Source organism: Macromonas bipunctata (genome assembly GCF_002837135.1).
In the GTDB taxonomy this organism is placed as follows: domain Bacteria; phylum Pseudomonadota; class Gammaproteobacteria; order Burkholderiales; family Burkholderiaceae_C; genus Macromonas_A; species Macromonas_A bipunctata.
In genome coordinates this window covers 20,544-44,937 of sequence record NZ_NWBQ01000020.1, presented here as the reverse complement: position 1 = coordinate 44,937, position 24,394 = coordinate 20,544, and the positions used below count along the sequence as shown (strand labels likewise).

Here is a 24,394-nt window from a genome sequence, read left to right as displayed (position 1 = left end):
TATCAGGGTAAACCTGATGCCCGAATCACCCCCGCGCGGTGCCACAGCGTGTCCGGCGGGGGTTGCACGTGAGAAAATCGCAACACGACTGCATTCATGCGCCCGCCAGCGGGTGCGGCAAAAGTCCGTGTTTTCCCAGCCTGCGGCATTCAGTGGCACAATCGGCGTTTTGCTTCAGTTCCTTCCACAGTCACTGTCGCATCCGCCAACCGGTTCAGCCGTGTCGCGGAAGGTTTTTTGTAACCAGCTAATGTTTTCCCCAGGAAAACGGAGGTCAGCGAATCCATGAGCGAGACGAACAGCGTCTACGTTGCCTACCAGGGCAACACCTACCTCTTCGGCGGCAACGCGCCCTATGTCGAAGAGATGTACGAAAACTACCTGGCCGACCCCACCAGCGTGCCCGACACGTGGCGCGCCTACTTTGACGCCCTGCAGCACGTGCCGGCCGCCGACGGCAGCGATGCCCGCGACATCCCGCACCTGCCCGTCATCAACGCCTTCGCCGAGCGTGCCAAGGCCGGCGTGACGCAAGTGGTGGTGGCCAGCGGCGCCGACTCCGACCTGGGCCGCAAGCGCGTCTCCACCCAGCAGCTCATTGCCGCCTACCGCAACGTCGGCCAGCGCTGGGCCAACCTCGATCCGCTGCAACGCACCGAGCGCCCGGCCATTCCGGAGCTGGAGCCGTCGTTCTACGGCTTCACCGACGCCGATCAGGAAACGGTGTTCAACACCAGCAACACCTTCTTCGGCAAGGAGACCATGTCGCTGCGTGAGCTGCTCAACGCGCTGCGCGAGACCTACTGCGGCACCATCGGCGCCGAGTTCATGCACACCACCAACCAAGAGCAAAAGCGTTGGTGGCAGCAAAAACTGGAAAGCATCCGCAGCAAGCCGGCTTTCACCGCTGAAAAGAAAAAGCACATTCTGGACCGCTTGACCGCTGCCGAAGGCTTGGAACGCTACTTGCACACCAAGTACGTCGGCCAAAAGCGTTTCTCGCTCGAAGGGGGCGAAAGTTTCATCGCTGCGATGGACGAGCTGATCCAGCAAGCCGGTGCCAAGGGCGTGCAGGAAATCGTGATCGGCATGGCCCACCGTGGCCGTCTGAACGTGCTGGTCAACACCCTGGGCAAGATGCCCAAGGACTTGTTTGCCGAATTCGACCACACCGCGCCCGAGGATCTGCCCGCCGGTGACGTGAAGTACCACCAGGGCTTCAGCTCCGACGTGTCCACTGCCGGTGGACCCGTTCACTTGAGCCTGGCGTTCAACCCGTCGCACCTGGAAATCGTCAACCCGGTGGTGGAAGGTTCCGTGCGCGCCCGCATGGATCGCCGTGGCGATCCGCTGGGCCAGCAAGTGTTGCCGGTGCTGGTACACGGCGATGCCGCCTTTGCCGGTCAAGGCGTGAACCAGGAAACCCTGGCGCTGTCCGAAACCCGTGGCTACTCCACCGGCGGCACGGTGCACCTGATCATCAACAACCAGATCGGTTTCACCACCTCCGATCCGCGCGACCTGCGCTCCACCATGTACTGCACCGACATCGTCAAGATGATCGAGTCGCCGGTGCTGCACGTCAACGGTGACGATCCAGAAGCCGTGGTGCTGGCCATGCAATTGGCCCTAGAGTTCCGCATGACCTTCCGCAAGGACGTCGTGGTGGACATTATCTGCTTCCGCAAGCTGGGTCACAACGAGCAAGATACCCCCAGCCTGACCCAGCCGCTGATGTACAAAAAGATCGGTGCTCACCCCGGCACCCGCAAGCTGTACGCCGACAAGCTGGCCGCACAAGGTTTGGGCGAATCGCTGGGCGATGACATGGTCAAGGCCTACCGTGCTGCGATGGACGAAGGCCGCCACACCGTCGATCCGGTACTGACCAACTTCAAGAGCAAGTACGCGGTCGATTGGGCCCCGTTCTTGGGCAAAAAATGGACCGATGCGGGCGACACCGCCATTCCGCTCACCGAGTGGAAGCGTCTGTCCGAAAAGCTCACCACCATCCCCGAGAGCGTGACCCCGCACCAACTGGTCAAGAAGGTGTACGCCGACCGCGCCGCAATGGGCCGTGGTGAAGTCAACGTGGACTGGGGCATGGGCGAGCACATGGCGTTTGCCTCGCTGGTGGCTTCGGGCTACCCCGTGCGTTTGTCGGGTGAAGACTGCGGTCGCGGTACGTTCACGCACCGCCATGCCGTCATCCACGACCAAAACCGCGAGAAGTGGGACACCGGCACCTATGTGCCGCTGCAAAACGTGGCTGAGAACCAGGCCCCGTTTGTGGTCATCGATTCCATCCTGTCGGAAGAAGCGGTGCTGGCTTACGAGTACGGCTACGCTGGCTCCGACCCCAACACCTTGGTGATCTGGGAAGCCCAGTTTGGCGACTTCGCCAACGGTGCCCAAGTCGTGATCGACCAGTTCATCGCTTCTGGTGAGGTCAAGTGGGGCCGCGTCAATGGCTTGACCCTGATGCTGCCGCACGGTTACGAAGGTCAAGGCCCCGAGCACAGCTCGGCCCGTCTGGAACGCTTCATGCAGCTGGCCGCCGACACCAACATGCAGATCGTGCAGCCGACCACGGCCAGCCAGATCTTTCACGTGTTGCGCCGTCAAGTGGTGCGCAACCTGCGCAAGCCGCTGGTCATCTTCACGCCCAAGTCGCTGCTGCGCAACAAGGACGCGACCTCGCCGCTGTCCGAGTTCACCAAGGGCGCGTTCCAGACCGTGATCCCGGAACAGAACGCCGAAGTGGCCAAGAACGCCGCCAAGGTCAAGCGCATCATTGCCTGCTCGGGCAAGGTGTACTACGACCTGGTCAAGAAGCGTGAGGAAAAGGGCGCCAGCGACGTGGCCATCGTCCGCGTCGAGCAGCTGTACCCGTTCCCGCACAAGGCCTTCGGCGCCGAGCTCAAGAAGTACCCCAACGCCACCGACATCGTGTGGTGCCAGGACGAGCCGCAAAACCAGGGCGCGTGGTTCTTCATCCAGCACAACATCCACGAGAACATGCTCGATGGCCAGAAGCTGGGCTACGCCGGTCGCGCCGCTTCGGCCTCACCCGCGGTGGGTTACTCACACCTGCACCAAGACCAGCAAAAGGCCCTGATCGAGGCCGCTTTTGCCAAGCTCAAGGGTTTTGTGCTGACCAAGTAACCTTCGCTCCAACGACATTTCAGAGTTAAAACAACATCATGGCAATCGTAGAAGTCAAAGTCCCGCAACTGTCGGAATCCGTGGCCGAGGCCACCCTGTTGCAGTGGAAGAAAAAGCCCGGTGAGGCCGTCGCCATCGACGAGATCCTGATCGAGATCGAAACCGACAAGGTGGTGCTGGAAGTGCCGGCCCCGGCTGCCGGCGTGCTGGCCGAGCTGGTGGTGGGCGACGGTGGTACCGTGGCCTCCGACCAAGTGATCGCCAAGATCGACACCGAAGGCAAGGCAGGCGCTGCCGCCGCTCCGGCTGCTGCTGCGGCTCCCGCCGTTGCTGCACCCGCCCCGGTGGCCGCTGCCCCGGCCAGCGACAGCAAGGCTGGCGTGGCCATGCCCGCTGCCGCCAAGCTGATGGCCGACAATGGCTTGGCCGCTGGCTCGGTGGCCGGTACCGGCAAAGATGGCCGCGTGACCAAGGGCGACGTGCTGGCCGCTGTGGCCGCGCCCAAGGTGGCTCCGGCTGTGGCCATCCCCACCGGTGCCCCGACCAAGGCACTGCCGCAAGTGGCCGCTCCGGCCCTGAGCCTGGGCGAGCGCCCGGAACAGCGCGTGCCGATGAGCCGCCTGCGTGCCCGCGTGGCCGAGCGTCTGCTGCAATCGCAATCCACCAACGCCATCCTGACCACGTTCAACGAGGTCAACATGGCCCCGGTGATGGCAATGCGCTCCAAGTTCCAGGACCAGTTCACCAAGGAACACGGTTGCAAGCTGGGCTTCATGAGCTTCTTTGTCAAGGCCGCTGTGCATGCGCTCAAGAAGTTCCCGGTGCTCAACGCCTCGGTCGATGGCAACGACATCGTGTACCACGGCTACTTCGACATCGGTATCGCTGTGGGTTCGCCGCGTGGTCTGGTGGTGCCGATCCTGCGCAACGCCGACCAGATGAGCTTTGCCGACATCGAGAAGAAGATCGCCGAATTTGGCAAGAAGGCCGCCGACGGCAAGCTGGGCATTGAGGAAATGACCGGCGGCACCTTCTCCATCTCCAACGGTGGCACCTTCGGCTCCATGCTGTCCACGCCCATCATCAACCCGCCGCAATCGGCCATCCTGGGCGTACACGCCACCAAGGACCGCGCGGTGGTGGAAAACGGCCAGATCGTGATCCGTCCGATCAACTACCTGGCCATGTCCTACGACCACCGCATCATCGACGGCCGCGAAGCCGTGTTGGGTCTGGTGGCGATGAAGGAAGCGCTGGAAGATCCGGCCCGTCTGCTGTTCAACATCTAAGCACCCCCGTGCAGCCTCATGGCTGAAGGCAACGCCCCTGTGGGGGTGTTGTCGGCAGCCTTGGGGCTTTTATACTTTTGATCCCGCGTGCTGTACCACGCCCAAGGAATTCTCATGAGCAAACAATTTGATGTCGTCGTCATTGGTGGTGGCCCGGGTGGCTACATTGCCGCCATCCGCGCTGCCCAGCTGGGCTTCCAGGTCGCCTGTATCGACGAGTGGAAGAACGCCGCGGGTGGCCCGGCCCCGGGCGGTACCTGCACCAACGTGGGTTGCATCCCGTCCAAGGCGCTGCTGCAGTCGTCCGAGCACTTCGAGCACGCCAACCACCACTTTGCCGACCACGGCATCAGCACCGGTACCGTCAAGATGGACGTAGCCAAGATGATTGCCCGCAAGGACAACGTGGTCAAGCAGAACAACGACGGCATCCTGTACCTGTTCAAGAAGAACAAGGTCAGTTTCTTCCACGGCCGTGGCTCCTTTGTCCAGGCCGCTGCAGGCGGCTACGAGATCAAGGTGGCGGGCAAGGAAGAGGAAGTCATCACCGGCAAGCAAATCATCATTGCCACGGGCTCCAACGCGCGCGCCTTCCCCGGCGTGGCGTTTGACGAAGAAACCGTGCTGAGCAACGACGGCGCGTTGCGCGTCGGTGCCGTGCCCAAGAAGCTGGCCGTGATCGGCTCTGGCGTGATCGGCCTGGAAATGGGTTCGGTCTGGCGCCGTCTGGGTGCCGATGTCACCATTCTGGAAGGCGCAACCGCCTTCCTGCCCGCCGTGGATGAGCAGATTGCCAAGGAAGCCAAGAAGGCGTTCGACAAGCAAGGTCTCAAGATCGAACTGGGCGTGAAGATCGGTGACATCAAGACCGCCAAGAAGGGCAAAGCCACCAACGTCAGCATCGCTTACACCAACGCCAAGGGCGAAGCGGTGGAGCTGGTGGCCGACAAGCTGATCGTCTCCATCGGTCGCGTGCCCAACACCATCGGCCTCAACACCGAAGCCGTGGGCCTGCAACTCGACGAGCGCGGCGCGATCGTGGTCGATGGCGACTGCAAGACCAACCTGCCGGGCGTGTGGGCGGTGGGCGACGTGGTGCGTGGTCCGATGCTGGCGCACAAGGCCGAGGAAGAGGGCGTGGCGGTGGCCGAGCGCATTGCGGGCCAGCATGGGCACGTCAACTTCAACACCATTCCGTGGGTGATCTACACCAGCCCGGAAATCGCGTGGGTGGGCCGCACCGAGCAGCAACTCAAGGCCGACGGCGTGGCGTACAAGGCGGGCACCTTCCCGTTCCTGGCCAATGGCCGTGCGCGTGCGCTGGGCGACACGACCGGCATGGTCAAGTTCTTGGCCGATGCGGCCACCGACGAAATCTTGGGTGTCCACATTGTGGGCCCGATGGCCTCTGAGCTGATTTCTGAAGCCGTGGTGGCGATGGAATTCAAGGCCAGTGCCGAAGACATCGCCCGCATCTGCCACGCTCACCCGAGCCTGAGCGAAGCGACCAAAGAAGCCGCCTTGGCGGTGGACAAACGTACCCTCAACTTCTGAAGTTGTTGAAAGCGGTTGATGAGCCAGTCTGTTGCGTCCCGTTCTTCCGTGGCATCCGGCACCCCTTGGGGGCCGGTGCGTACCGCTTACGAAGCCGAGTTAAAAGTGCGCGGTTTCCAGAGCGACCCAGCGCAGTTGCGCGCCATTGAGGCGCTGGAGCATTGCGCGGCGGAATGGGCGCACTTCAAGCACAAGCGTTCCAACGCCTTGAAAAAATTCATCAACCGCTTGCCGATCCCGAAAGGGGTTTACATGTACGGTGGGGTGGGGCGCGGCAAAAGCTTCCTGATGGATTGCTTTTTCAACGCCGTGCCGCTGCGCCGCAAGACGCGCCTGCACTTTCACGAGTTCATGCGCGAGGTACACCGCGAACTCAATGAACTGCAAGGTACGGTCAACCCGTTGGACGAGCTCGGCAAGCGCATGTCCAAGCGCTACCGCTTGCTGTGCTTTGACGAGTTCCACGTGGCCGACGTGACCGATGCCATGATCCTGCACCGGGTGCTGGACGCCATGCACCGCTACGGCATCGGCATGGTCACCACCAGCAACTTCCACCCAGACGGGCTCTACCCCGATGGGTTGCACCGCGACCGCATCCTGCCCGCCATCGAGCTGCTCAAGCAGACCATGGCGGTGCTTAACGTGGACAACGGCACCGACTACCGCCGCCGCACGCTGGAGGCCGTCAAGCTCTACCACACGCCGCTGAGCCCGGACACCGACGCCGAGCTCGAGGACGCCTTCAACCGGCTGGCCGAGACCCACGACGAGGAGCCGGTGCTGCAGATCGAGTCACGCCAGATCCGTGCCATCCGCCGCGCTGGCGGCGTGGTATGGTTCGACTTCCGCACCCTGTGCGGTGGCCCGCGTTCGCAGAACGATTATTTGGAGCTGGCCAACCAGTTCCACACCGTGCTGGTGAGCAACGTGCCGCACATGCCAGTGAACATGGCCTCGCAGGCGCGCCGCTTCACCTGGCTGGTGGATGTGTTGTACGACCGCCGCGTCAAGCTGATGCTGTCGGCCGCCGTGCCCGCCGAGGAGCTCTACACCGAAGGGCCGCTGTCGCACGAGTTCCCGCGCACGGTGTCGCGCCTCAACGAGATGCAGTCCAAGGAGTACCTGGAGCTGGAGCGCCGCGAGGTCGATACCTCGCTGACCTGACGGCGCGCCCCGAACCGTGTTGCACCCGCCGCAGGGTGATTGGCAGGCCCGCCATGTGCGGGCCTTGCTGTTGGTGCGGCTGACCCTGCCTGCAGGTCATGGCGGATTCGAGTCCATCGGCGGGGTGGCACCCGGCACCGCCTCCAGAATGTCCTGCACCCGCTGCTCTTCCAGGATCTGGTCGATCTTTTCCTGCAGCGGGTCGGGCGTGGTCTGGCCGGGCGGCGCGTCCAGGGGTGCGCGTTCCGGTGTGCGCGGGTCGGGGCGGGGCAGCTCCGGCCACGGGTCGGGCCAGCCAAAGGGCCACTCGGGCAGTGCCAGGCCATCGAGCCAGCGTTGCAGCTCGGCCCAGCCGGGCAGAGCGGGCAGAGCGGGCAGTTCCGGCAATGGCATGTCCAGCTGGCGCCACCATTGCTCCAGCCACTGCTGTGCCTGCCAGCCCAGGCGGCGCCACCAGCTGTTGTCTTCGGGGGCGGTGAAGCGCACCTTGCGGTCGATGGCGCGGCCTTGCAGCGCCTTGGCCACAAAGTCGCCCACCATCGGCAACGCGCTGCGCGCCCCCTGGCCCCAGTGGTCGCTGCGCAGGGTGATGCGGCTGTCGTTGAAGCCGACCCACGCGCCCGCCACCAGTTGCGGGTGCATCAGGATGAACCAGCCGTCGGCATTGTCCTGTGTGGTGCCAGTCTTGCCCGCCACGTCGGCCTGGATGCCAAAACGCTGCCGGATGTCGCGCCCCGTGCCGCGCGTGACCACGCCGCGCATCACGTCCAGCAGCTCGTAGGCCACGTCGGCCGACAGCGCCTGCTCGGGCTCGCTGGGGGCAAAGGTCTCCAGCACGTTGCCGTGGCGGTCCTCGATCTGCGTCACCCATACCGGCTCCATGTACTGGCCCTGGTGCGCGATGGTGCCGTAGGCGCTCACCATCTCCTTGAGCGTGACTGGGCTGGTGCCCAGGGCCAGCGAGGGCACGGCCTCCAGCGGGCTGTGACGCACGCCCATTCCGTACGCCAGCCGCGCCACCTTGGTGGCACCCACGCTTTGCATGATCTGGGCGGCGATGGTGTTCTTGGAATAGACCAGCCCGTCGCGCAGGCTGATGGCGCGTCCGCTGGGGTTGCCGCCATCGGTGGGGCGCCAGATCTCGCCGTTGCCGACGTCGATCTCCACCGCCTGATCCACCCAGGTGTCGTCCGGGCTGGCGCCCTGGCGCAGCACCTCGCCATAGACGAAGGGCTTGAAAGTGGAGCCCGGCTGACGCCGCGCCTGCTGCACGTGGTCGAAGGCGTCCTGCTCGAAGTCGCGGCTGCCCACCCAGGCCTTGATGTGGCCGTTGCGCGGATCCAGCGCCAGAAAACCCGCCTGCACCAGGGTTTTCTTCTCCCGCAGCACGCGCATGAAGTCCGGGTCGGCCTGCAGCACCTGCAGCGCCTGTTCCGGTGCGACCCCGGCGGCGCTGAGTTTGCGGTATTCCGCCGTTTCGCGCACCAGTGTCTGCACCAGCGGGTTGTCCAGGCGCCAGCCCTGGCGGGTGCTCCATTCGGCATCGGCCACGCCTTGCAGTCGCTTGCCCTGTCGCGCCACCGCCTGGTTGGCCAGCGTTTGCAGCTTGCTGTCGAGCGTGGTGCGCACCACCAGGCCGTCGCTGTAGATGTTGTAGTCGTTGCGGTCGGCCCAGGCAATCAGCCACTTCTTGAGCTGCTGCGTGAAGTGCGGCGCCACGCCCAGCGGTTCGTTCTGGCGCGCAAACACGATGCGCAGCGGCTTCTGGCGCAGCCGCTCGTACTGCGCCGCGTCCAGGCGCTGGCGTTTCACCATCTGGCCCAGCACGGTGTTGCGACGCTGCACGGCGCGTTCCGGATTCAGCACCGGGTTGTAGTAGCTGTTGCCCTTGAGCATGCCGACCAGGGTGGCGCTTTGCAGCACGTCCAGCGCGTCGGCGGAGGTGTCGAAGTAGGTGTGCGCCGCCATCTCGATGCCAAAGGCGTTGTACAGGAACGGCACCGTGTTGAGGTAGGTCTCCAGGATGTCGTCCTTGGAATGCACCCACTCGATCTTGAGCGCGGTGATGGCCTCCTTGAGTTTGCGGTTGAGCGTGGGCGCACGCCCGATCTGCTCCGGGTACAGGTTGCGTGCCAGTTGCTGCGTCAGCGTCGAGCCGCCCTGGCGGTTGCCCATCAGCGTGTGCACGGCCGAGGCTGCGGTGCGGTACCAGTCGATGCCATGGTGCTCGAAGAAGCGGTGGTCCTCGGTGGCCACCAGCGCGTGGCGCACGTGGGGCGAGATGTCCTCCAGCTCGACCCAGACCCGGTTGGAACGCTTGAACTCGGCCAGCAGCTTGCCGTCGGCCGACACCACCTGTGCGGGCTGCTCCAGCGCGGCCTTGCGGATGTCGTTGGTGCTGGGCGTCAGCGGTATCAGCACCAGCAGGTACAGCAGGCCCAGCAGCATGACTACGGTCAGCCAGCGCAACGCGCGGCGCCACGGCGGCACGCGCCAGTGCCACAGCCAGATGCGCACCCGGCGCAGGGTCTGGACCAGGTTGTCCCTAAAAGTGTCTGGAATTTGCACCGTTTCTCTCTGCGGTCAGCGCCGCATGGGGGCTGGAGTCGTGGACAATCGGGGCCGATTGTTCACCATACTAGGAGTTTTCTGTCATGAGCGAATCCAACGCCACCCGTCCTGCCTTGCCCGACCACCTGTCGATCGACCCGCGCAGCCCGCACCATGTGGCCGCCGTGTTCGAGCACGACATCGGCATCCGCTTCAATGGCAAGGAGCGCTCGGACGTGGAGGAGTATTGCGTCAGCGAAGGCTGGATCAAGGTGCCGGCCGGCAAGACCGTGGACCGCAAGGGCCGTCCGCTGCTGCTCAAGCTCAAGGGGCAGGTGGAAGCGTTCTACCGTTGATGGCCCGTTTCAGTCCCGCGCCGGGATGTTGAGGCTGCGCTGCACCGCCGGGCGTTGCAGCCACGCCGCCAGCGTGCGGCCCACGTGTGGGTACTGGTCAAAGCCCACCAGCGCGCCCGCCTCGTAGAAGTTCACCAGCGTGCGCACCCAAGGCAGGATGGCCAGGTCGGCGATGGTGTAGTCCTCGCCCATGATCCAGGGGTGCGTGGCCAGGCGCTGTTCCAGCACGACCAGCAGGCGCTGCACCTCGGCCACGTAGCGGTCGCGCGGGCGCTTGTCCTCGAAGTCCTTGCCCGCAAACTTGTGGAAGAAGCCCAGCTGGCCAAACATCGGGCCCACGCCGCCCATCTGGAACATCACCCATTGCAGCGTCTCGTAGCGCAGCGCGGGGTCGGCGGGCAGCAGCTGGCCGGTCTTTTCGGCCAGATACCACAGGATGGCGCCGGACTCGAACAACGCCAGTGGCTGGCCGCCCGGGCCGTTGGGGTCGAGGATGGCCGGGATCTTGTTGTTGGGGTTGAGCGACAGGAATTCGGGCGAAAGTTGGTCGTTGCTGTCAAAGCGCACCAGGTGCGCCTCGTAGGGCAGGCCGGTTTCCTCCAAGAACGCCGACACCTTGATGCCGTTGGGCGTGGGCAGGGAATACAGCTGCAGCCGATCGGGGTGCTGCGGCGGCCACTTGTGCGTGATCGGGAAGGCGCTCAGGGCGTGTTGTGTCATGCGGTTTATCACCATTTCTTCCACCAGCTGGCGCTGGATTGCGTGCTGCCCTTGTGGCCGAGGTAGACGCTTTGCGGAAAATTCTTTTCCAGCACGCGGCGCGCGTCGGCGCTGAGGTCGGTCATGCCCAGCGCGTCGTAGGACTGCACCAGCAGGTGCAGGGCCTCTTCCAGCGCCGGGGCCTCGCGGTATTCGGCAATGGCGGTCTGGGCGCGGTTGATGGCCGCCACGTAGGCGCCGCGCTGGTGGTAGTAGCGCGCCACGTGCACTTCCGACATCGCCAGCGCGTTGACGATGTGTACCATGCGCGCGCGCGCATCCGGGGCGTAGCGCGAATCCGGGAAGCGTTCGGTCAGCTCCTTGAACGACTCGAACGAGACCTTGGCCGCCTTCTGGTCGCGTTCGGCCAGATCCTGCTGCACCCACGAACCAAACAGCCCCAGGCTGTCGTTGAAGTTGGCCAGACCCCGCAGGTAGAGCGCGTAGTCCAGCGCCGGGCTGGCCGGGTGCAGCTTGAGGAAGCGGTCGATGGTGGCGATGGCCTGCGCCTGCTCGCCGTTCTTGTAGTGGGTGTAGGCCTTGTCAAGCTGGGCCTGTTGCGCCAGCGGTGTGCCAGCGGCGCGGCCTTCGAGCTTCTCGAAATGGCTGATGGCCTTGTCGTAGTTGCCGACGCTGCGCTCGTCCAGCGCCTCGTTGTAGAGCTGGTTCGGGCTCCACTTGGCGGTCTCGTCCACCGGCTTGGGTGCGGCACAGCCCGCCAGCAGCGCCGCCAGCGCGGCACTGGCCATGCCCGCCGACCAGCGGGCCACGGACGGGCGCTGCACGGACACAGCGGATAATCTGGAAAGCAACATTGTGCGTAAAACCTTTGCAGCAACAGGAACAGCGGATTTGACCCAGGAAATTATATCGACGCCCCCCCACGGCCCGGGGGACGCTCTGGCCGACGAGCTCGACGACGCCGACAGCGCGGTCGAAACCCGCGTGCTGCACGTCACCCCCGCCGAGCACGACCTGCGCATCGACAAGTGGCTGGCGCTGCGCGTGCCGGAGTTCTCGCGCGGCTATTTCCAGCAGCTGCTGGAGCAGCAGGCCGTCACGGTGCGGGGGCGCCCGGTGCTCAAGGCGTCGCAGCGGGTCAAGGTGGGCGATGCGGTGCAGGTTGAACTGCGCCCGACCGCGCAGGCGCAGGCCTTCTTGCCCGAGGCCATCCCGCTGAACGTGGTGCACGAGGATGAGCACCTGCTGGTGATCGACAAGCCCGCCGGGCTGGTGGTGCATCCGGCGGCGGGCAACTGGACGGGCACCTTGCTCAACGCCTTGCTGGCCTACCACAGCGGTGCAGCGCGCCTGCCGCGCGCAGGCATCGTGCACCGGCTGGACAAGGACACCAGCGGCCTGATGCTGGTCGGTAAGACGCAGGTGGCGGTGGACGCCCTGGTGCGCATGATTGCGGAACGCCGGGTACACCGCATTTACGTGGCGCTGGCGCATGGCGCGCTCAAGCAAGCCGAGGTGCTGGTGGACCAGCCACTGGGGCGCGATCTGCGCAACCGCCTGCGCATGGCGGTGCAGCCTGCGCACAGCACCAGCGCCAAGGCGGCCCAGACCACGGTGCGCTTGCTGGACCGCAGCGACGCGTACTCCTGGGTCGGCTGCAAGCTGCACACCGGGCGCACGCACCAGATCCGCGTCCACATGGCCTGGCTGGGTCACCCGCTGGTGGGCGATACGGTGTACGGCGGCAAGCCGGTACTGGGCATGGTGCGCCAGGCCTTGCACGCGCACCGGCTGGCGCTGCGCCACCCCATCACCGGGCAAGTGCTGCAGCTGCAGGCCGCGCTGCCGCCCGACCTGGACGGCGCGGTGCAACAGGCCGCTCTCGATTACAATCTGACCCACCTTTGGCAGGTGTCGCCAGACTGACGCCGTTGCCCGCTTTCCCTACCCCGTCCCTGACTGCAGCGGCTCCGCTGCCGTGGCGCTTGCTGTGCCACCCAGGGCCACCCTGACCACCCGGCTTGAACCCCTCCCATCCTGAGGACGCGCTGCGCATCCTCGAAACCGCCCTGATCTGCGCGTCCGAGCCGCTGTCGTTGCCCGACCTGGCCACGCTGTTCGATGGCGCGTGGCCGCAGAACCGGCTGCGCGAGCTGCTGGCGCAACTGCAGGCGCGCTGGGCCGACCGTGGCCTGGAGCTGGTGGCGCTGCCCGGCGGCTGGCGTTTCCAGAGCCGGCCCGAGATGCGGCCGTTCCTGGACCGCCTGCACCCCGAAAAACCGCCCAAGTACAGCCGCGCGGTGCTGGAGACGCTGGCCATCGTGGCCTACCGTCAGCCCGTCACGCGTGGCGACATGGAGGACATCCGGGGCGTCACCATCAACTCCGGCATCCTCAAGCAGCTGGAGGATAGGGGCTGGGTCGAGGTGATCGGCCACCGCGAGACCGTGGGCCGCCCGGCCCTGTACGCCACCACGCGCCAGTTCCTCAACGACCTGGGCCTGGCCAGCCTAAGTGCCTTGCCGCCGCTGCAAGGTACCGATACCATGCTGCCACAGCTCGAACTCCACATGGTTGAGGCCAACGTGGCGCCGCCCGCCGAGGTGGCCACGTCCGCCCCCATTCCTACCCCTGATACCGAATCGCTATGACTTCTGCTCCCTCCCACACGCCCGCCGCGCCCGCCGTTTCCGATGCCCTGGCCGACGCCGCCCGCTTTGAAGAAGTGGTGTCGGGCCAGTTCGACGCCGCGCAAGCGCAGGACGATACCGAGCCCGAGCTGCCCGGCAAGCGCGTGCTGCAACCCCAGTTCGATGCGCCCAAGCTGCACAAGGTGCTGGCGCAGGCCGGGCTGGGCTCGCGCCTGGAAATGGAAACACTGATCCAGCAGGGCCGGGTGCTGGTCAACCACGAGCCCGCGCACGTTGGCCAGCGCATCCAGTACGGCGACTCCATCCGTGTTGATGGCCGTCCGGTGCGTGTGCGCATTGCCCCGCCGCCGCCGCGCGTGCTGGCCTACCACAAGCCCGCCGGCGAGGTGGTGACGCACGACGACCCGCAAAACCGCCCCACCGTGTTCCGCCGCCTGCCGCGCCTGCAGCATGGCAAGTGGCAGTCGGTGGGCCGCCTGGACTTGAACACCGAAGGCCTGCTGCTGTTCACCGACTCGGGTGAACTGGCCAACCAGCTCATGCACCCGCGCTTTGGCCTGCAGCGCGAGTACGCCGTGCGCGTGCTGGGCGCCCTGAGCAACGACGAAAAACAGCGCCTGCTCGACGGCGTGCGCCTCGACGACGGCATGGCGCAGTTCCAGTCCATCGAGGACGGCGGCGGCGATGGCGCCAACTGCTGGTACCGCGTCACCATTGCCGAAGGCCGCAACCGCGAGGTGCGCCGCATGTTCGAGGCCGTGGGCCACGCCGTCAGCCGCCTGATCCGCATCCGCTACGGCGCGGTGATGCTGCCGCGCGGCTTGCGCCGTGGTGTCTGGCTGGAGCTGGACGCGCGCGACATCGAACGCCTGACCAGCGCCGCCGGCATGGTGCGCCGCGAGGAAGAACGCCCCGCCGCGCGCCCGGCCAGCCGCGCCCCGACCCCGCCCCGGCGTAACAAGGGCAACGGCCCGCGCCCCAGCGCCCCACGCCTGGTGGATGGCCCGTCGGTGCCGCGTGGAGGCTTCACCGCCAGCAACCCGCGCCGCGACACCGCCCGCTGGCGCGACAACGACGCCTACAGCGACGAAGGCCGACACGACCCGCGTGATGCACGCGACGGGCGCGACACCGCCCCGCGCGGTCGCAACTTCGGTGGCGCGCAGCCCGCGCCGCAAGGCTACATCGGCGCCGATTTCAAGCCCCGCACCCGCAGCGGCAACAACGGCTTTGTGGCCGGCGCGCCTGCGGGCAAGCCGGGCCGCAAAGGCCCGCGCCGCTGAGCGTGGCCCCGTCACGTTGAACGGTTAGAATCGCAGCCTTTGTCCGTCCCTCAACCTGTATTTTCAAGGTATTCACCATGGCGATTGAACGCACCCTGTCCATCATCAAACCCGACGCCGTTGCCAAGAACGTGATCGGCCAAATCGTGGCCCGTTTTGAAGCCGCTGGCCTCAAGATCGCCGCCGCCAAGCTGGTGCAACTGTCGCGTGCCGAAGCCGAAGGCTTCTACGCCGTGCACAGCGCCCGTCCTTTCTTCAAGGACTTGGTGGACTTCATGATCTCCGGCCCGGTGTTCGTGCAAGTGCTCGAAGGCGAAAATGCCATCCTGAAGAACCGCGAACTGATGGGTGCCACCGACCCGAAGAAGGCCGAGAAGGGCACCATCCGCGCCGACTTCGCTGAAAGCATCGACGCCAACGCCGTGCACGGCTCCGACGCGCCGGAAACCGCCGCCGTCGAAATCGCCTACTTCTTCCCGGCCCTGAACGTCTACGCACGTTGATCGCACGATGACGGCCAACCTGCTCGATTTTGACCTCGAGGGCTTGGCCGCCTTCTGTGAGCGGCTCGGGGAAAAGCGTTTCCGGGCCGTCCAGCTCTTTCGCTGGATCCACCAGAAAGGCGTGGCCCGCTTCGAGGACATGACCGACTTGGCACGCAGTCTGCGCGCCAAGCTGCCCGGCGTGTGCGAGGTGCGCGGCCTGCCCGTGCTGACGCAACAGGAATCCACCGACGGCACCATCAAGTGGCTGTTCGATGTGGGCGACGGCAACGCGGTCGAATCCGTGTTCATCCCCGAAGACGACCGGGGCACGCTGTGCGTGTCGTCGCAAGCCGGTTGCGCCGTGGGCTGCCGTTTCTGCTCCACGGGCCACCAAGGCTTCAGCCGCAACCTGAGCACCGGCGAGATCGTGGCGCAGCTCTGGTTTGCCGAACACTATTTGCGTCGCAAGTTCAACACCTCCGAGCGTGTCATCTCCAACGTGGTGATGATGGGCATGGGCGAGCCGCTGCAGAACTACAGCGCCTTGGTGCCCGCGCTCAAGACCATGCTGGACGACCACGGCTACGGCCTGTCGCGCCGCCGCCTGACGGTGTCCACCTCCGGCGTGGTGCCGATGATGGACCGCCTGGCCCAGGATTACCCGGTGGCGTTGGCGGTGTCGCTGCACGCCCCCAACGACGCGCTGCGCGACCACCTGGTGCCACTGAACAAGAAATACCCGCTGGCCGAGCTGATGGATGCCTGCCTGCGCTACCTGCCCGCAGCACCGCGCGATTTCATCACCTTTGAATACTGCATGCTGAATGGCGTGAACGACCAGCCCGAGCATGCGCAGCAGTTGATCGACTTGGTGCGTGGCCACGCAGGCCGTGGCGTACCGTGCAAGCTCAACCTGATTCCGTTCAACCCCTTCCCCGATTCCGGCCTGAAATGCTCGCCCAAGGCGGTGGTCAAGGCCTTTGCCGATCAGCTCAGCGCCGCTGGCCTGGTGACCACGGTACGCAAGACCCGGGGCGACGACATCGACGCCGCCTGCGGCCAGCTGGCCGGGGACGTGCTCGATCGCACCAACGCCGCACAGCGCCTGGCGCAGCGCCGCCAGACCGCGCCTGAGCAGCCGGTGCGCTGGGTGCCCCGCACCGCCGCTGACGACGATGGTTGCGGTACCGGTGCGACGGCGCAGGAGCGCGCATGATGCGTGCGCGCTGGCGCTGGTGGGCCACGGTAGCGGTGCTGGCGGGGGTGGGGCTGGTCGGCTGTGCCCAGCCGGGCGGCGTGCAGCCCCCGGCGCCGGTGGCGGCGCCCGGCACCGACCTGATGACCGAATCCGACGAGCCCGAATCGCTCAAGCGCGCCCGCATCCGCCTGCAGCTGGCGGCGGGTTACCTGGAGCAGGACCAGACCACGGTGGCGCTGGACGAGGTCAAGCAGGCCCTCAGCGCCGAGCCTGGCTACGCTGCCGCCCACAACCTGCGTGGCCTGATCTATTTGCGCCTGAACCAGACGGCGCTGGCGCAAGCCAGCTTCGAGCAAGCCTTGCGCCTGGCGCCGCAGGACGCCGATGTGCTGCACAACCTGGGCTGGCTGCACTGCCAGCAGCAGCGTTACCCCGAGGCTCAGCGCCACTTTGAGCGCGCGTTGCAGGTGCCGCAGTACGCCGCCGCCGCGCGCACCTGGATGGCGCAGGGCGTGTGCCAGGCCCGCGCTGGCCAGAGCGCGGAGGCCGAGCGCAGCCTGACGCGTTCCTTTGAGCTGGACGCGGCCAATCCCATCACCACCTACAACCTGGCCGCGCTGCTGCTGCGCCGGGGCGAGCTGGAGCGGGCGCGCTTTTACGTCCGGCGCCTGAACAATTCGGAGCTGGCCAACGCCGAGTCGCTCTGGCTGGGCATGCAGGTCGAGCAACGCCTGGGCAACACCGAGGCCGTGCGCCAGCTGGGCGAACAACTGCGCCGCCGTTTCCCCGACTCCCGCGAACGGCAGGCCTACGAACGAGGATCTTTTTATGAATGATGTGGTGAACGCCACCACCCCGGCCGTGGTTTCCACCGCCGACGCAGCGTCCACCGCCGCTGCTGCCGACGCCGCCGTGGCGGGTGCGCTGCTCAAGCAGGCGCGCGAGCAGGCGGGCATGTCGCTGGAGACGCTGGCTTCGCGCGTCAAGGTGCTGCCGCACAAGCTGGCCGCGCTGGAAGAGGGCCGTTTTGACGAATTGCCCGACCTGACCTTTGCCCGCGCACTGGCCAAGACCATCTGCCGCCATTTCAACATCGACCCCGTGCCAGTGCTGGCGGGCTTTCCGGCCACCGCTGCCGCAGCCTCCGCGACCGCACTGAACCGCCAGACCCTGCGCACGCCGCTGGACGCGAACCGGGGTCTGCGCATCCATGGCTCGGGCCGCAGCGGTTTTTCGGTGGGGGCCCCCACCTTTGCGTTGGCCGCCGTGGCGGTGGCCGTGGCCCTGTGGTGGTGGCTGCCCGCCAGCCCGCCCGGTGGCACAGGCACCGACGCTGCCAACTCCAATCAGCCACACGCCACGGTGGAAGTGGTGCCGACCCTGAACCAGACCGCTGAAACCGTTGCGCCTGCCGCCGTGGCATCGCTTCCGGTGCCGTCGCCCGCTGTGGCCCCAGCTCCTGCGGTGACCACGCCTGTGGTGCCAGCCGCACCCTTGGCACCGCCCGGTGCCGCGGTGGTGCCGGCGGCCACACCGGGTGCTGCACCAGCGGCCGTGGCCCCGGCCAGCACCGACGTGCTGCGCTTGCAGGCGCGCCAGACCACCTGGGTCGAAGTCCGGGGCGGTGGCCGCACGCTGCTGCAGCGCACCTTGCAGGCGGGCGAGTCGGTTTCCTTCAACACCGGCGCGCCGTTTGGCGTGGTGGTGGGCCGCGCCGACGCGATCGAAGTCCAGTTGCGTGGCCAGGCGTTCGACATCACACCATACAAGCGCAACAACGTCGCGCGTTTTTCCGTTCAATGAGGCTGGAGGCCAACATGTCCGTCTTGCCTGTGCGCAAAAGCCGTCAGGGTGTGGTGTCCTGGGGCGACCACCACGTCACTGTCGGCGGCAATGCCCCGGTGCGGGTGCAGTCCATGACCAACACCGACACCGCCGATGCCATCGGCACCGCCATCCAGGTCAAGGAGCTCGCGCTGGCGGGCTCGGAGCTGGTGCGCATCACCGTCAACAACGACGAGGCTGCGCGCGCCGTGCCGCACATCCGCGAGCAACTGGACCGCATGGGCGTCCACGCGCCGCTGATCGGGGACTTCCACTACAACGGCCACACCTTGCTGACGCAGTACCCCGACATGGCGCAAGCCCTGTCCAAGTACCGCATCAACCCCGGCAACGTGGGCAAGGGCGACAAGAAAGACCGCCAGTTTGGCCAGATGGTGGAAACCGCGGCCCGCTGGAACAAGGCCATCCGCATCGGCGTCAACTGGGGCAGCCTGGACCAGGAACTGCTGGCGCAGATGATGGACGACAACGCCCGCCGTGCCGAGCCTTGGGATGGCAAGCAGGTGATGTACGAGGCACTGATGGCCTCGGCGCTGGGTTCGGCGCAACGTGCGCAGGAGCTGGGCTTGGCACCCGAAAACATCATGTTGTCGTGCAAGGTCAGTGGTGTGCAGGATCTGATTGCCGTGTACCAGCAGTTGCACGAGCGTTGCGACTACCCGCTGCATCTCGGTCTGACCGAGGCCGGCATGGGCACCAAGGGCACGGTGGCTTCCACCGCCGCATTGGCCGTGCTGTTGCAGCAGGGCATAGGAGACACCATCCGCGTCTCGCTCACGCCCCAGCCGGGCGAGGCCCGCACGCAAGAGGTGGTGGTGGCGATGGAGATTTTGCAGGCTTTGGGCCAGCGCAGTTTTGTGCCCAGTGTGACCGCGTGTCCGGGCTGTGGCCGCACCACCAGCACCACGTTCCAAGAGTTGGCCAAGCAGATCGACGATTACCTGCGCGCTTCCATGCCGCAGTGGCGCGAGCGTTACCCCGGCGTCGAAAACCTCAAGGTGGCCGTCATGGGCTGTATCGTCAACGGGCCCGGTGAGAGCAAGCACGCCGACATTGGCATCAGCCTGCCCGGCACCGGCGAGGCCCCGGCTGCGCCGGTGTTCATCGACGGTGAAAAAGCCCTGACGCTGCGCGGCGAAGGCATCGCGCAAGAATTCCAGCAGATTGTGGAACGCTACATCCAGCAAAAATTTGGTGCCACCGCCTGAGCGGTCAGGTACTTCTCTGACACCAACAAGAACAACGCTATGGCAGAAAAACTCAGCGCCGTCAAAGGCATGAACGACATCGCAGCGCCCGAATCGGCGCATTGGGAATGGCTGGAAGCCAAGGTGCGCGCCTTGATGGCCCGCTACGCCTACCGCAACATCCGCACCCCCATCGTGGAGCCCACCGGCCTGTTTGTGCGCGGTCTGGGCGAGGTAACGGACATTGTGGAAAAGGAGATGTACTCCTTTGAAGACCGCCTCAACGGCGAGCAGCTCACGTTGCGCCCCGAAGCCACCGCTGGCGTGGTGCGTGCGGTGGTGGAACACAACATGCTGTACGACGGCCCCAAGCGTTTGTACTACTTTGGGCCGATGTTCCGCCACGAGCGTCCGCAGCGGGGGCGCTACCGCCAGTTCCACCAAATTGGTGTGGAAGCCTTGGGCTTTGCCGGGCCTGACGTAGACGCTGAACAAATTGCAATGGCGTGTGACTTGTGGGCCGAACTGGGTTTGACCGATGTGACGCTGGAAATCAACAGTCTGGGCCAAATCGCTGAGCGCAACCAGCACCGTCAGGCACTGATTGCCTACTTGGAACAGCACCAGGATCAGTTGGACGAAGATGCCAAACGTCGCCTGTACAGCAACCCGCTGCGCATTCTGGACACCAAAAACCCCGCCATGCAGGCGCTGGTCGAGGCCGCGCCCAAGTTGATGGACTACTTGGGCGAGGAGTCGTTGGCGCATTTCAACCGCTTGCGGGCTTTGCTGGACGCGCAAGGGATTGCGTACCGGGTCAACCCGCGTCTGGTGCGTGGCATGGACTACTACAACCTGAGCGTGTTTGAGTTCGTTACCACCTCGTTGGGTGCGCAAGGTACGGTGTGTGCCGGTGGCCGCTACGATGGCCTCATCGCCCAAATTGGTGGCAAGGCCGCCCCGGCGGTGGGTTGGGCGTTGGGGGTGGAGCGTATTCTGGAGCTGCTCAAGGCACAGAACCTTTTGCCCGCCGCGCCGGTGCCCGATGCCTACGCCATCATCCCGCAAGCCGAGGTGCTGCCGCAGGTGCTGCAAACCCTGCGCGCCCTGCGCCAGACCGGGGTGCAGGTGCAGATGCACGCCACCGGCACCGACAGCTATGGCAGCATGAAGTCGCAGTTCAAGAAGGCCGACGCCAGCGGTGCGCGCTACGCCCTCATCTTTGGCGACAGCGAAGTCGCCGCGGGGCAGGTGGCGGTCAAGCCCCTGCGTGCCGAGGGCGTGAGCCTGCACGAGCAGACCTTGCAACCGCTGGCCAGCGTCCCCACCTGGGCCGCCATGCTGTTGCCCGCCTGACGCTGGCGCCCGCCTACAATCCGACAGCCTTTTTGACCCCCAACCGACCCCACGCGCTGCATGGCCCAACACCTCGACCTTGAAGAGCAAGAGCAGCTCGATCAGCTCAAACATTTCTGGGCCAAGTACGGCAACGCCATCACCTGGCTGCTGGTGCTGGTGCTGGGCGGTTTTGCGGCCTGGAACGGCTGGCAGTACTGGCAGCGCAAGACCGCCGTCGAAGCCGCCGCCCTGTACGAGGAACTTGACCGCGCCGTGCAGGCCAGCCAGACTGAGCGCGTGCAGCGCGTCTGGGCCGACCTGCAAGGCAACGCGGGCCGTAGCGCCCAGGCGGCGCAAGGTGGCCTGCTGGTGGCCAAGGCCCTGCACGACGCGGGCAAGACCGACGACGCCCGCGCCGCGCTGCGTTTTGTGGTGGAGCAAGCCGCCGATCCGGCCACCGTGGCCGTGGCGCGTTTGCGCCTGGCCGGGCTGGAGCTGCAAGCCCAAGACCCGGCCCAGGCCCTGAAGTGGCTGGACGCCGAATGGCCCGCTGCCTTTGCTGGCCTGGCCGCCGACCGGCGTGGCGATGCGCTGCTGGCGCAGAACGACCGCGCCGCTGCCCGCACCGCCTACCAGGCCGCCTACGCCGCCTTGGCGCCGCAGCAGGACTACCGCCGCCTGGTCGAGGCCAAGCTCAACGCGCTGGGTGTCAACCCTGCGGTTGAACCATCTTCCGCGCCCGAGGTCACACCGTGATGCGTCAGATTTCCGTTCCCTTCCGCCGCCGCCTGGTGCCAGCCGCCGGTGCGGTGCTGCTGGCCGCTGTGCTGGCGGCGTGTTCGTCCTCGCCCAAGGCGCTGCAACCGGCGCCGCTGCTGCCGTTCACCCAGCAGGTGCCCGCCACCCAGGTCTGGAAGGTGCAGCTGCCGCCCACGCACGCCTTGCTGTTACCGGTGGCGCACAGCGGCCAGCTCTACGTGGCCAGTGCCGACGGCAGCGTCAGCGCGCTGGACGGCCAGACCGGGCGCAGCGTCTGGCGCCATGAGGTCGGCCAGCCGCTGTCGGCGGGCGTCGGCACCGACGGTCAATCGGTGGCTGTCGTCACGCGCGACAACGATCTGGTGGTGCTGGCCGAAGGCCGCCCGCGCTGGCGGGCCCGCCTCAACGCCCGCGTGTTCACGCCGCCGCTGGTGGCGGGCAAGCGCGTGTTCGTCCTCAGTGGCGAGCGCAGCGTCACCGCCTTTGATGCCGACACCGGCGCTCAGCTCTGGCACCAGGCCGCCCGCAACACCGACCAGCTGGTGCTGCAGCAGGCGGGCGTGCTGACGGCGGTGGGCAACACCCTGGTGGCGGGCATTGCTGGCCGCCTGGTGGGGCTCAACCCCAACACCGGCGCCCCGCGCTGGGAAGTGCCCGTGGCCAGCCCGCGTGGCGTCAACGAGATCGAGCGTCTGGTCGACCTGGTGGCCCACGTCGGCCGCACCGACGACCAGTTGTGCGTGCGCGCCTTCCAGTCCGCGCTGGGCTGCGTGGATGCCGCGCGCGGCAGCCTGCAATGGACCAGATCCGTCAACGGTTCCGTGGGTGTGGACGCCGACGACGACCACGTCTATGGCGCCGAAAGCAATGGTCGCGTGCAGGCCTGGCGCCGCACCAGTGGCGACGTGGCCTGGTCCAGCGACATCCTGCTGCACCGTGGCTTGACCGCCCCCCTGGCCGCGGGCCGCTCCACCGTCTGGGGCGACGCCACTGGCCACCTGCATTTCCTCTCGCGCGAGGATGGCACCCTCCTGAACCGTTTATCAACCGATGGGTCGCCGTTGGTGTCCGCGCCCTTGCTGGTGGACAACACACTGGTGGCGGTGACCCGCAATGGCGGCGTATACGCCTGGCGACCTGAATGAAACCTGTCATAGCCCTGGTCGGGCGCCCCAACGTGGGCAAATCCACCCTCTACAACCGGCTCACGCACACGCGCGACGCCATCGTGGCCGACTTTGCCGGCCTCACGCGCGACCGCCACTACGGCAACGCCCGCCTGGGCAAGCGCGAGTTCATCGTCATCGACACCGGCGGCTTCGAGCCCGACGCCAGCAGCGGCATCTACCGCGAAATGGCCCGGCAGACCCGCCAGGCGGTGGCCGAGTCCGACGTGGTGATCTTCGTGCTCGATGCCCGCGACGGCCTCAGCGCGCAAGACCACGACATCGCCAACTACCTGCGCAAGCTCAACAAGCCCTGCCTGCTGGTGGCCAACAAGGCCGAAGGCCTCAAGGCCGGTGGCCAGCTGGTCGAGTTCTACGAGCTGGGGCTGGGCGAGGTGTTGCCGGTCTCGGCGGCGCACGGGCAGGGCATCCGCTCGATGGTCGAAGCCGCGCTGGACCGCCTGGTCTGGCCCGAGGAAACCGAGGACGACACCCCCGAAGCCGACAAGCCGATCCGGCTGGCGGTGGCGGGGCGGCCCAACGTGGGCAAATCCACCCTCATCAACGCCTGGCTGGGCGAGGAGCGCCTGGTGGCGTTCGACATGCCCGGTACCACGCGCGACGCCATCTCGGTGCCGTTCGAGCGCGATGGCCAGAAGTTCGAGCTGATCGACACCGCCGGGCTGCGCCGCAAGGGCCGCGTATTCGAGGCGATCGAGAAATTCTCGGTCGTCAAGACGCTGCAGGCGATCGAGAACGCGCACGTGGTGCTGCTGCTGATCGACGCCACCGAGGGCGTGACCGACCAGGACGCGCACATCGCCGGCTTTATCCTGGAGGCGGGCCGCGCCGTGGTGCTGGCCATCAACAAGTGGGACGCCATCGACAGCTACCAGCGCGAAACGCTGGAGCGCTCGATCGAGAGCCGCCTGGGCTTTCTGAAGTTTGCGCCGCTGCACCAGATCTCGGCCAAGAAGCGCCAGGGCATTGCCCCGCTGTGGAAGTCGATTGCCAAGGCCTACGCCTCCGCCACCTGCAAGATGCCCACGCCGGTGCTCACGCGCCTGCTGCAGGAGTCCATCGACCTGCAGGCGCCCAAACGCAGCGGCATGTTCCGTCCCAAGATGCGCTACGCCCACCAGGGCGGCATGAGCCCGCCGGTGATTGTGATCCACGGCAACTCGCTCGAGCACGTGGGCGACGCCTACAAGCGCTTTCTGGAAGGGCGCTTCCGCAAGGCGTTCGACCTGGTGGGCACACCGCTGCGCATCGAATTCAAAACCTCGCACAACCCTTACGACCAATAGGTTTGTTGCCGCAGCTGCGCCCACCCCGGGCCTGCTGTGGTATGGTCAACCCCCCCTCAACTTCCTCTGAACACGGAGCATATCGTGAGCAACAACAAAGGCCAACTCTTGCAAGACCCTTTCCTGAACCAACTCCGGCGCGAACACGTGCCGGTGTCCATCTACCTGGTGAACGGGATCAAGCTGCAAGGCCAGATCGAGTCGTTTGACCAGTACGTGGTGCTGCTGCGCAACACCGTGACCCAGATGGTGTACAAGCACGCCATCTCCACCATTGTGCCGGGTCGTCCGGTGCAGTTCAGCACCAGCCCTGCGGCCACCGACGCCGAATGACGTTTCTGGCGGGGCAGACCGTGGCACCCGTGCCGCGCCGG

The 24,394-nt window shown here is 66.2% G+C and carries 21 protein-coding genes; 18 read left to right on the top strand and 3 right to left on the bottom strand.

Features of this window, described 5'->3' with window-relative positions:
* The first annotated feature begins 285 nt into the window (after positions 1–285).
* The 4 genes from CON76_RS03260 (at position 286) to zapE (ending at position 7,175) form a co-directional block, all read left to right on the top strand.
* On the top strand, positions 286–3,165 hold the full coding sequence (locus CON76_RS03260; protein WP_101101933.1) for a 2-oxoglutarate dehydrogenase E1 component: 2,880 nt from the start codon (positions 286–288) through the stop codon (positions 3,163–3,165).
* 38 nt (positions 3,166–3,203) lie between these two features.
* The gene (gene odhB, locus CON76_RS03255) at positions 3,204–4,454 is read left to right on the top strand and encodes a 2-oxoglutarate dehydrogenase complex dihydrolipoyllysine-residue succinyltransferase (protein ID WP_101101932.1); all 1,251 of its coding nucleotides are present in this window, start codon (positions 3,204–3,206) and stop codon (positions 4,452–4,454) included.
* A 114-nt stretch (positions 4,455–4,568) separates the two neighbouring features.
* Positions 4,569–6,008 (top strand): dihydrolipoyl dehydrogenase, encoded by a 1,440-nt coding sequence (lpdA, locus tag CON76_RS03250; protein ID WP_101101931.1) that lies wholly within the window; start codon positions 4,569–4,571, stop codon positions 6,006–6,008.
* Between the two features lie 18 nt (positions 6,009–6,026).
* Complete coding sequence (zapE, locus tag CON76_RS03245) at positions 6,027–7,175, top strand: cell division protein ZapE (RefSeq protein WP_101101930.1); 1,149 nt, start codon at positions 6,027–6,029, stop codon at positions 7,173–7,175.
* Between the two features lie 96 nt (positions 7,176–7,271).
* Here the strand turns inward: zapE and CON76_RS03240 are convergent, their stop codons facing one another.
* Entirely contained in the window at positions 7,272–9,701 is a 2,430-nt protein-coding gene (locus tag CON76_RS03240) for a penicillin-binding protein 1A (RefSeq protein ID WP_420812899.1), read from the bottom strand.
* 128 nt (positions 9,702–9,829) lie between these two features.
* On the opposite strand from CON76_RS03240, the gene CON76_RS03235 reads away from it, so the two are divergent.
* The gene (locus CON76_RS03235; protein ID WP_101101929.1) at positions 9,830–10,081 is read left to right on the top strand and encodes a DUF3297 family protein; all 252 of its coding nucleotides are present in this window, start codon (positions 9,830–9,832) and stop codon (positions 10,079–10,081) included.
* Positions 10,082–10,090: 9 nt separating this feature from the next.
* Here the strand turns inward: CON76_RS03235 and CON76_RS03230 are convergent, their stop codons facing one another.
* A complete protein-coding gene (locus CON76_RS03230; RefSeq protein WP_101101928.1) occupies positions 10,091–10,801 on the bottom strand; it encodes a glutathione S-transferase N-terminal domain-containing protein in 711 nt (236 codons plus the stop codon).
* Positions 10,802–10,809: 8 nt separating this feature from the next.
* Positions 10,810–11,589, bottom strand: a complete 780-nt coding sequence (locus tag CON76_RS03225; protein WP_240592747.1) for an outer membrane protein assembly factor BamD — start codon at positions 11,587–11,589, stop codon at positions 10,810–10,812.
* A 67-nt stretch (positions 11,590–11,656) separates the two neighbouring features.
* Between CON76_RS03225 and CON76_RS03220 the strand changes: the two genes are divergently transcribed.
* The 13 genes from CON76_RS03220 to hfq all read left to right on the top strand — a co-directional run bounded on the left by CON76_RS03220 (position 11,657) and on the right by hfq (position 24,353).
* On the top strand, positions 11,657–12,727 hold the full coding sequence (locus tag CON76_RS03220; RefSeq protein ID WP_240592745.1) for an RluA family pseudouridine synthase: 1,071 nt from the start codon (positions 11,657–11,659) through the stop codon (positions 12,725–12,727).
* A gap of 95 nt (positions 12,728–12,822) precedes the next feature.
* Positions 12,823–13,452, top strand: coding sequence for an SMC-Scp complex subunit ScpB (gene scpB / locus CON76_RS03215; RefSeq protein WP_101101925.1), 630 nt, complete (start codon positions 12,823–12,825; stop codon positions 13,450–13,452).
* Entirely contained in the window at positions 13,449–14,735 is a 1,287-nt protein-coding gene (locus tag CON76_RS03210) for a pseudouridine synthase (protein WP_101101924.1), read from the top strand. The genes scpB and CON76_RS03210 overlap by 4 nt, the downstream gene beginning before the upstream one ends.
* A gap of 77 nt (positions 14,736–14,812) precedes the next feature.
* Positions 14,813–15,238, top strand: a complete 426-nt coding sequence (gene ndk, locus CON76_RS03205; RefSeq protein ID WP_101101923.1) for a nucleoside-diphosphate kinase — start codon at positions 14,813–14,815, stop codon at positions 15,236–15,238.
* Between the two features lie 7 nt (positions 15,239–15,245).
* The gene (gene rlmN, locus CON76_RS03200; RefSeq protein ID WP_101101922.1) at positions 15,246–16,436 is read left to right on the top strand and encodes a dual-specificity RNA methyltransferase RlmN; all 1,191 of its coding nucleotides are present in this window, start codon (positions 15,246–15,248) and stop codon (positions 16,434–16,436) included.
* The gene (pilW, locus tag CON76_RS03195; protein WP_240592744.1) at positions 16,433–17,254 is read left to right on the top strand and encodes a type IV pilus biogenesis/stability protein PilW; all 822 of its coding nucleotides are present in this window, start codon (positions 16,433–16,435) and stop codon (positions 17,252–17,254) included. The genes rlmN and pilW overlap by 4 nt, the downstream gene beginning before the upstream one ends.
* Positions 17,247–18,221: a helix-turn-helix domain-containing protein gene (locus CON76_RS03190; RefSeq protein ID WP_101101921.1), complete on the top strand. Its 975-nt coding sequence runs from the start codon at positions 17,247–17,249 to the stop codon at positions 18,219–18,221. The genes pilW and CON76_RS03190 overlap by 8 nt, the downstream gene beginning before the upstream one ends.
* Before the next feature lie 14 nt (positions 18,222–18,235).
* On the top strand, positions 18,236–19,471 hold the full coding sequence (ispG, locus tag CON76_RS03185; RefSeq protein ID WP_240592743.1) for a flavodoxin-dependent (E)-4-hydroxy-3-methylbut-2-enyl-diphosphate synthase: 1,236 nt from the start codon (positions 18,236–18,238) through the stop codon (positions 19,469–19,471).
* Positions 19,472–19,510: 39 nt separating this feature from the next.
* Positions 19,511–20,806, top strand: a complete 1,296-nt coding sequence (gene hisS / locus CON76_RS03180; protein WP_101101919.1) for a histidine--tRNA ligase — start codon at positions 19,511–19,513, stop codon at positions 20,804–20,806.
* A gap of 60 nt (positions 20,807–20,866) precedes the next feature.
* Complete coding sequence (locus CON76_RS03175; RefSeq protein ID WP_101101918.1) at positions 20,867–21,544, top strand: YfgM family protein; 678 nt, start codon at positions 20,867–20,869, stop codon at positions 21,542–21,544.
* Positions 21,544–22,692 carry an outer membrane protein assembly factor BamB gene (gene bamB / locus CON76_RS03170; protein WP_101101917.1) on the top strand — a complete coding sequence of 383 codons (1,149 nt, stop codon included), beginning with the start codon at positions 21,544–21,546 and terminating at the stop codon, positions 22,690–22,692. The genes CON76_RS03175 and bamB overlap by 1 nt, the downstream gene beginning before the upstream one ends.
* Positions 22,689–24,020 carry a ribosome biogenesis GTPase Der gene (gene der / locus CON76_RS03165; RefSeq protein ID WP_101101916.1) on the top strand — a complete coding sequence of 444 codons (1,332 nt, stop codon included), beginning with the start codon at positions 22,689–22,691 and terminating at the stop codon, positions 24,018–24,020. The genes bamB and der overlap by 4 nt, the downstream gene beginning before the upstream one ends.
* Positions 24,021–24,104: 84 nt before the next feature.
* A complete protein-coding gene (gene hfq / locus CON76_RS03160) occupies positions 24,105–24,353 on the top strand; it encodes an RNA chaperone Hfq (protein ID WP_420812894.1) in 249 nt (82 codons plus the stop codon).
* The last annotated feature ends 41 nt before the right edge of the window (positions 24,354–24,394 follow it).

Coding starts and splice junctions, on each gene's coding strand:
- CON76_RS03260 (WP_101101933.1), top strand. CDS start 286: ATGAGCGAGACGAACAGCGTCTACGTTGCCTACCAGGGCAACACCTAC.
- odhB (WP_101101932.1), top strand. CDS start 3,204: ATGGCAATCGTAGAAGTCAAAGTCCCGCAACTGTCGGAATCCGTGGCC.
- lpdA (WP_101101931.1), top strand. CDS start 4,569: ATGAGCAAACAATTTGATGTCGTCGTCATTGGTGGTGGCCCGGGTGGC.
- zapE (WP_101101930.1), top strand. CDS start 6,027: ATGAGCCAGTCTGTTGCGTCCCGTTCTTCCGTGGCATCCGGCACCCCT.
- CON76_RS03235 (WP_101101929.1), top strand. CDS start 9,830: ATGAGCGAATCCAACGCCACCCGTCCTGCCTTGCCCGACCACCTGTCG.
- CON76_RS03230 (WP_101101928.1), bottom strand. CDS start 10,801: ATGACACAACACGCCCTGAGCGCCTTCCCGATCACGCACAAGTGGCCG.
- CON76_RS03225 (WP_240592747.1), bottom strand. CDS start 11,589: ATGGCCAGTGCCGCGCTGGCGGCGCTGCTGGCGGGCTGTGCCGCACCC.
- CON76_RS03210 (WP_101101924.1), top strand. CDS start 13,449: ATGACTTCTGCTCCCTCCCACACGCCCGCCGCGCCCGCCGTTTCCGAT.
- ndk (WP_101101923.1), top strand. CDS start 14,813: ATGGCGATTGAACGCACCCTGTCCATCATCAAACCCGACGCCGTTGCC.
- rlmN (WP_101101922.1), top strand. CDS start 15,246: ATGACGGCCAACCTGCTCGATTTTGACCTCGAGGGCTTGGCCGCCTTC.
- pilW (WP_240592744.1), top strand. CDS start 16,433: ATGATGCGTGCGCGCTGGCGCTGGTGGGCCACGGTAGCGGTGCTGGCG.
- CON76_RS03190 (WP_101101921.1), top strand. CDS start 17,247: ATGAATGATGTGGTGAACGCCACCACCCCGGCCGTGGTTTCCACCGCC.
- ispG (WP_240592743.1), top strand. CDS start 18,236: ATGTCCGTCTTGCCTGTGCGCAAAAGCCGTCAGGGTGTGGTGTCCTGG.
- hisS (WP_101101919.1), top strand. CDS start 19,511: ATGGCAGAAAAACTCAGCGCCGTCAAAGGCATGAACGACATCGCAGCG.
- CON76_RS03175 (WP_101101918.1), top strand. CDS start 20,867: ATGGCCCAACACCTCGACCTTGAAGAGCAAGAGCAGCTCGATCAGCTC.
- bamB (WP_101101917.1), top strand. CDS start 21,544: ATGCGTCAGATTTCCGTTCCCTTCCGCCGCCGCCTGGTGCCAGCCGCC.
- der (WP_101101916.1), top strand. CDS start 22,689: ATGAAACCTGTCATAGCCCTGGTCGGGCGCCCCAACGTGGGCAAATCC.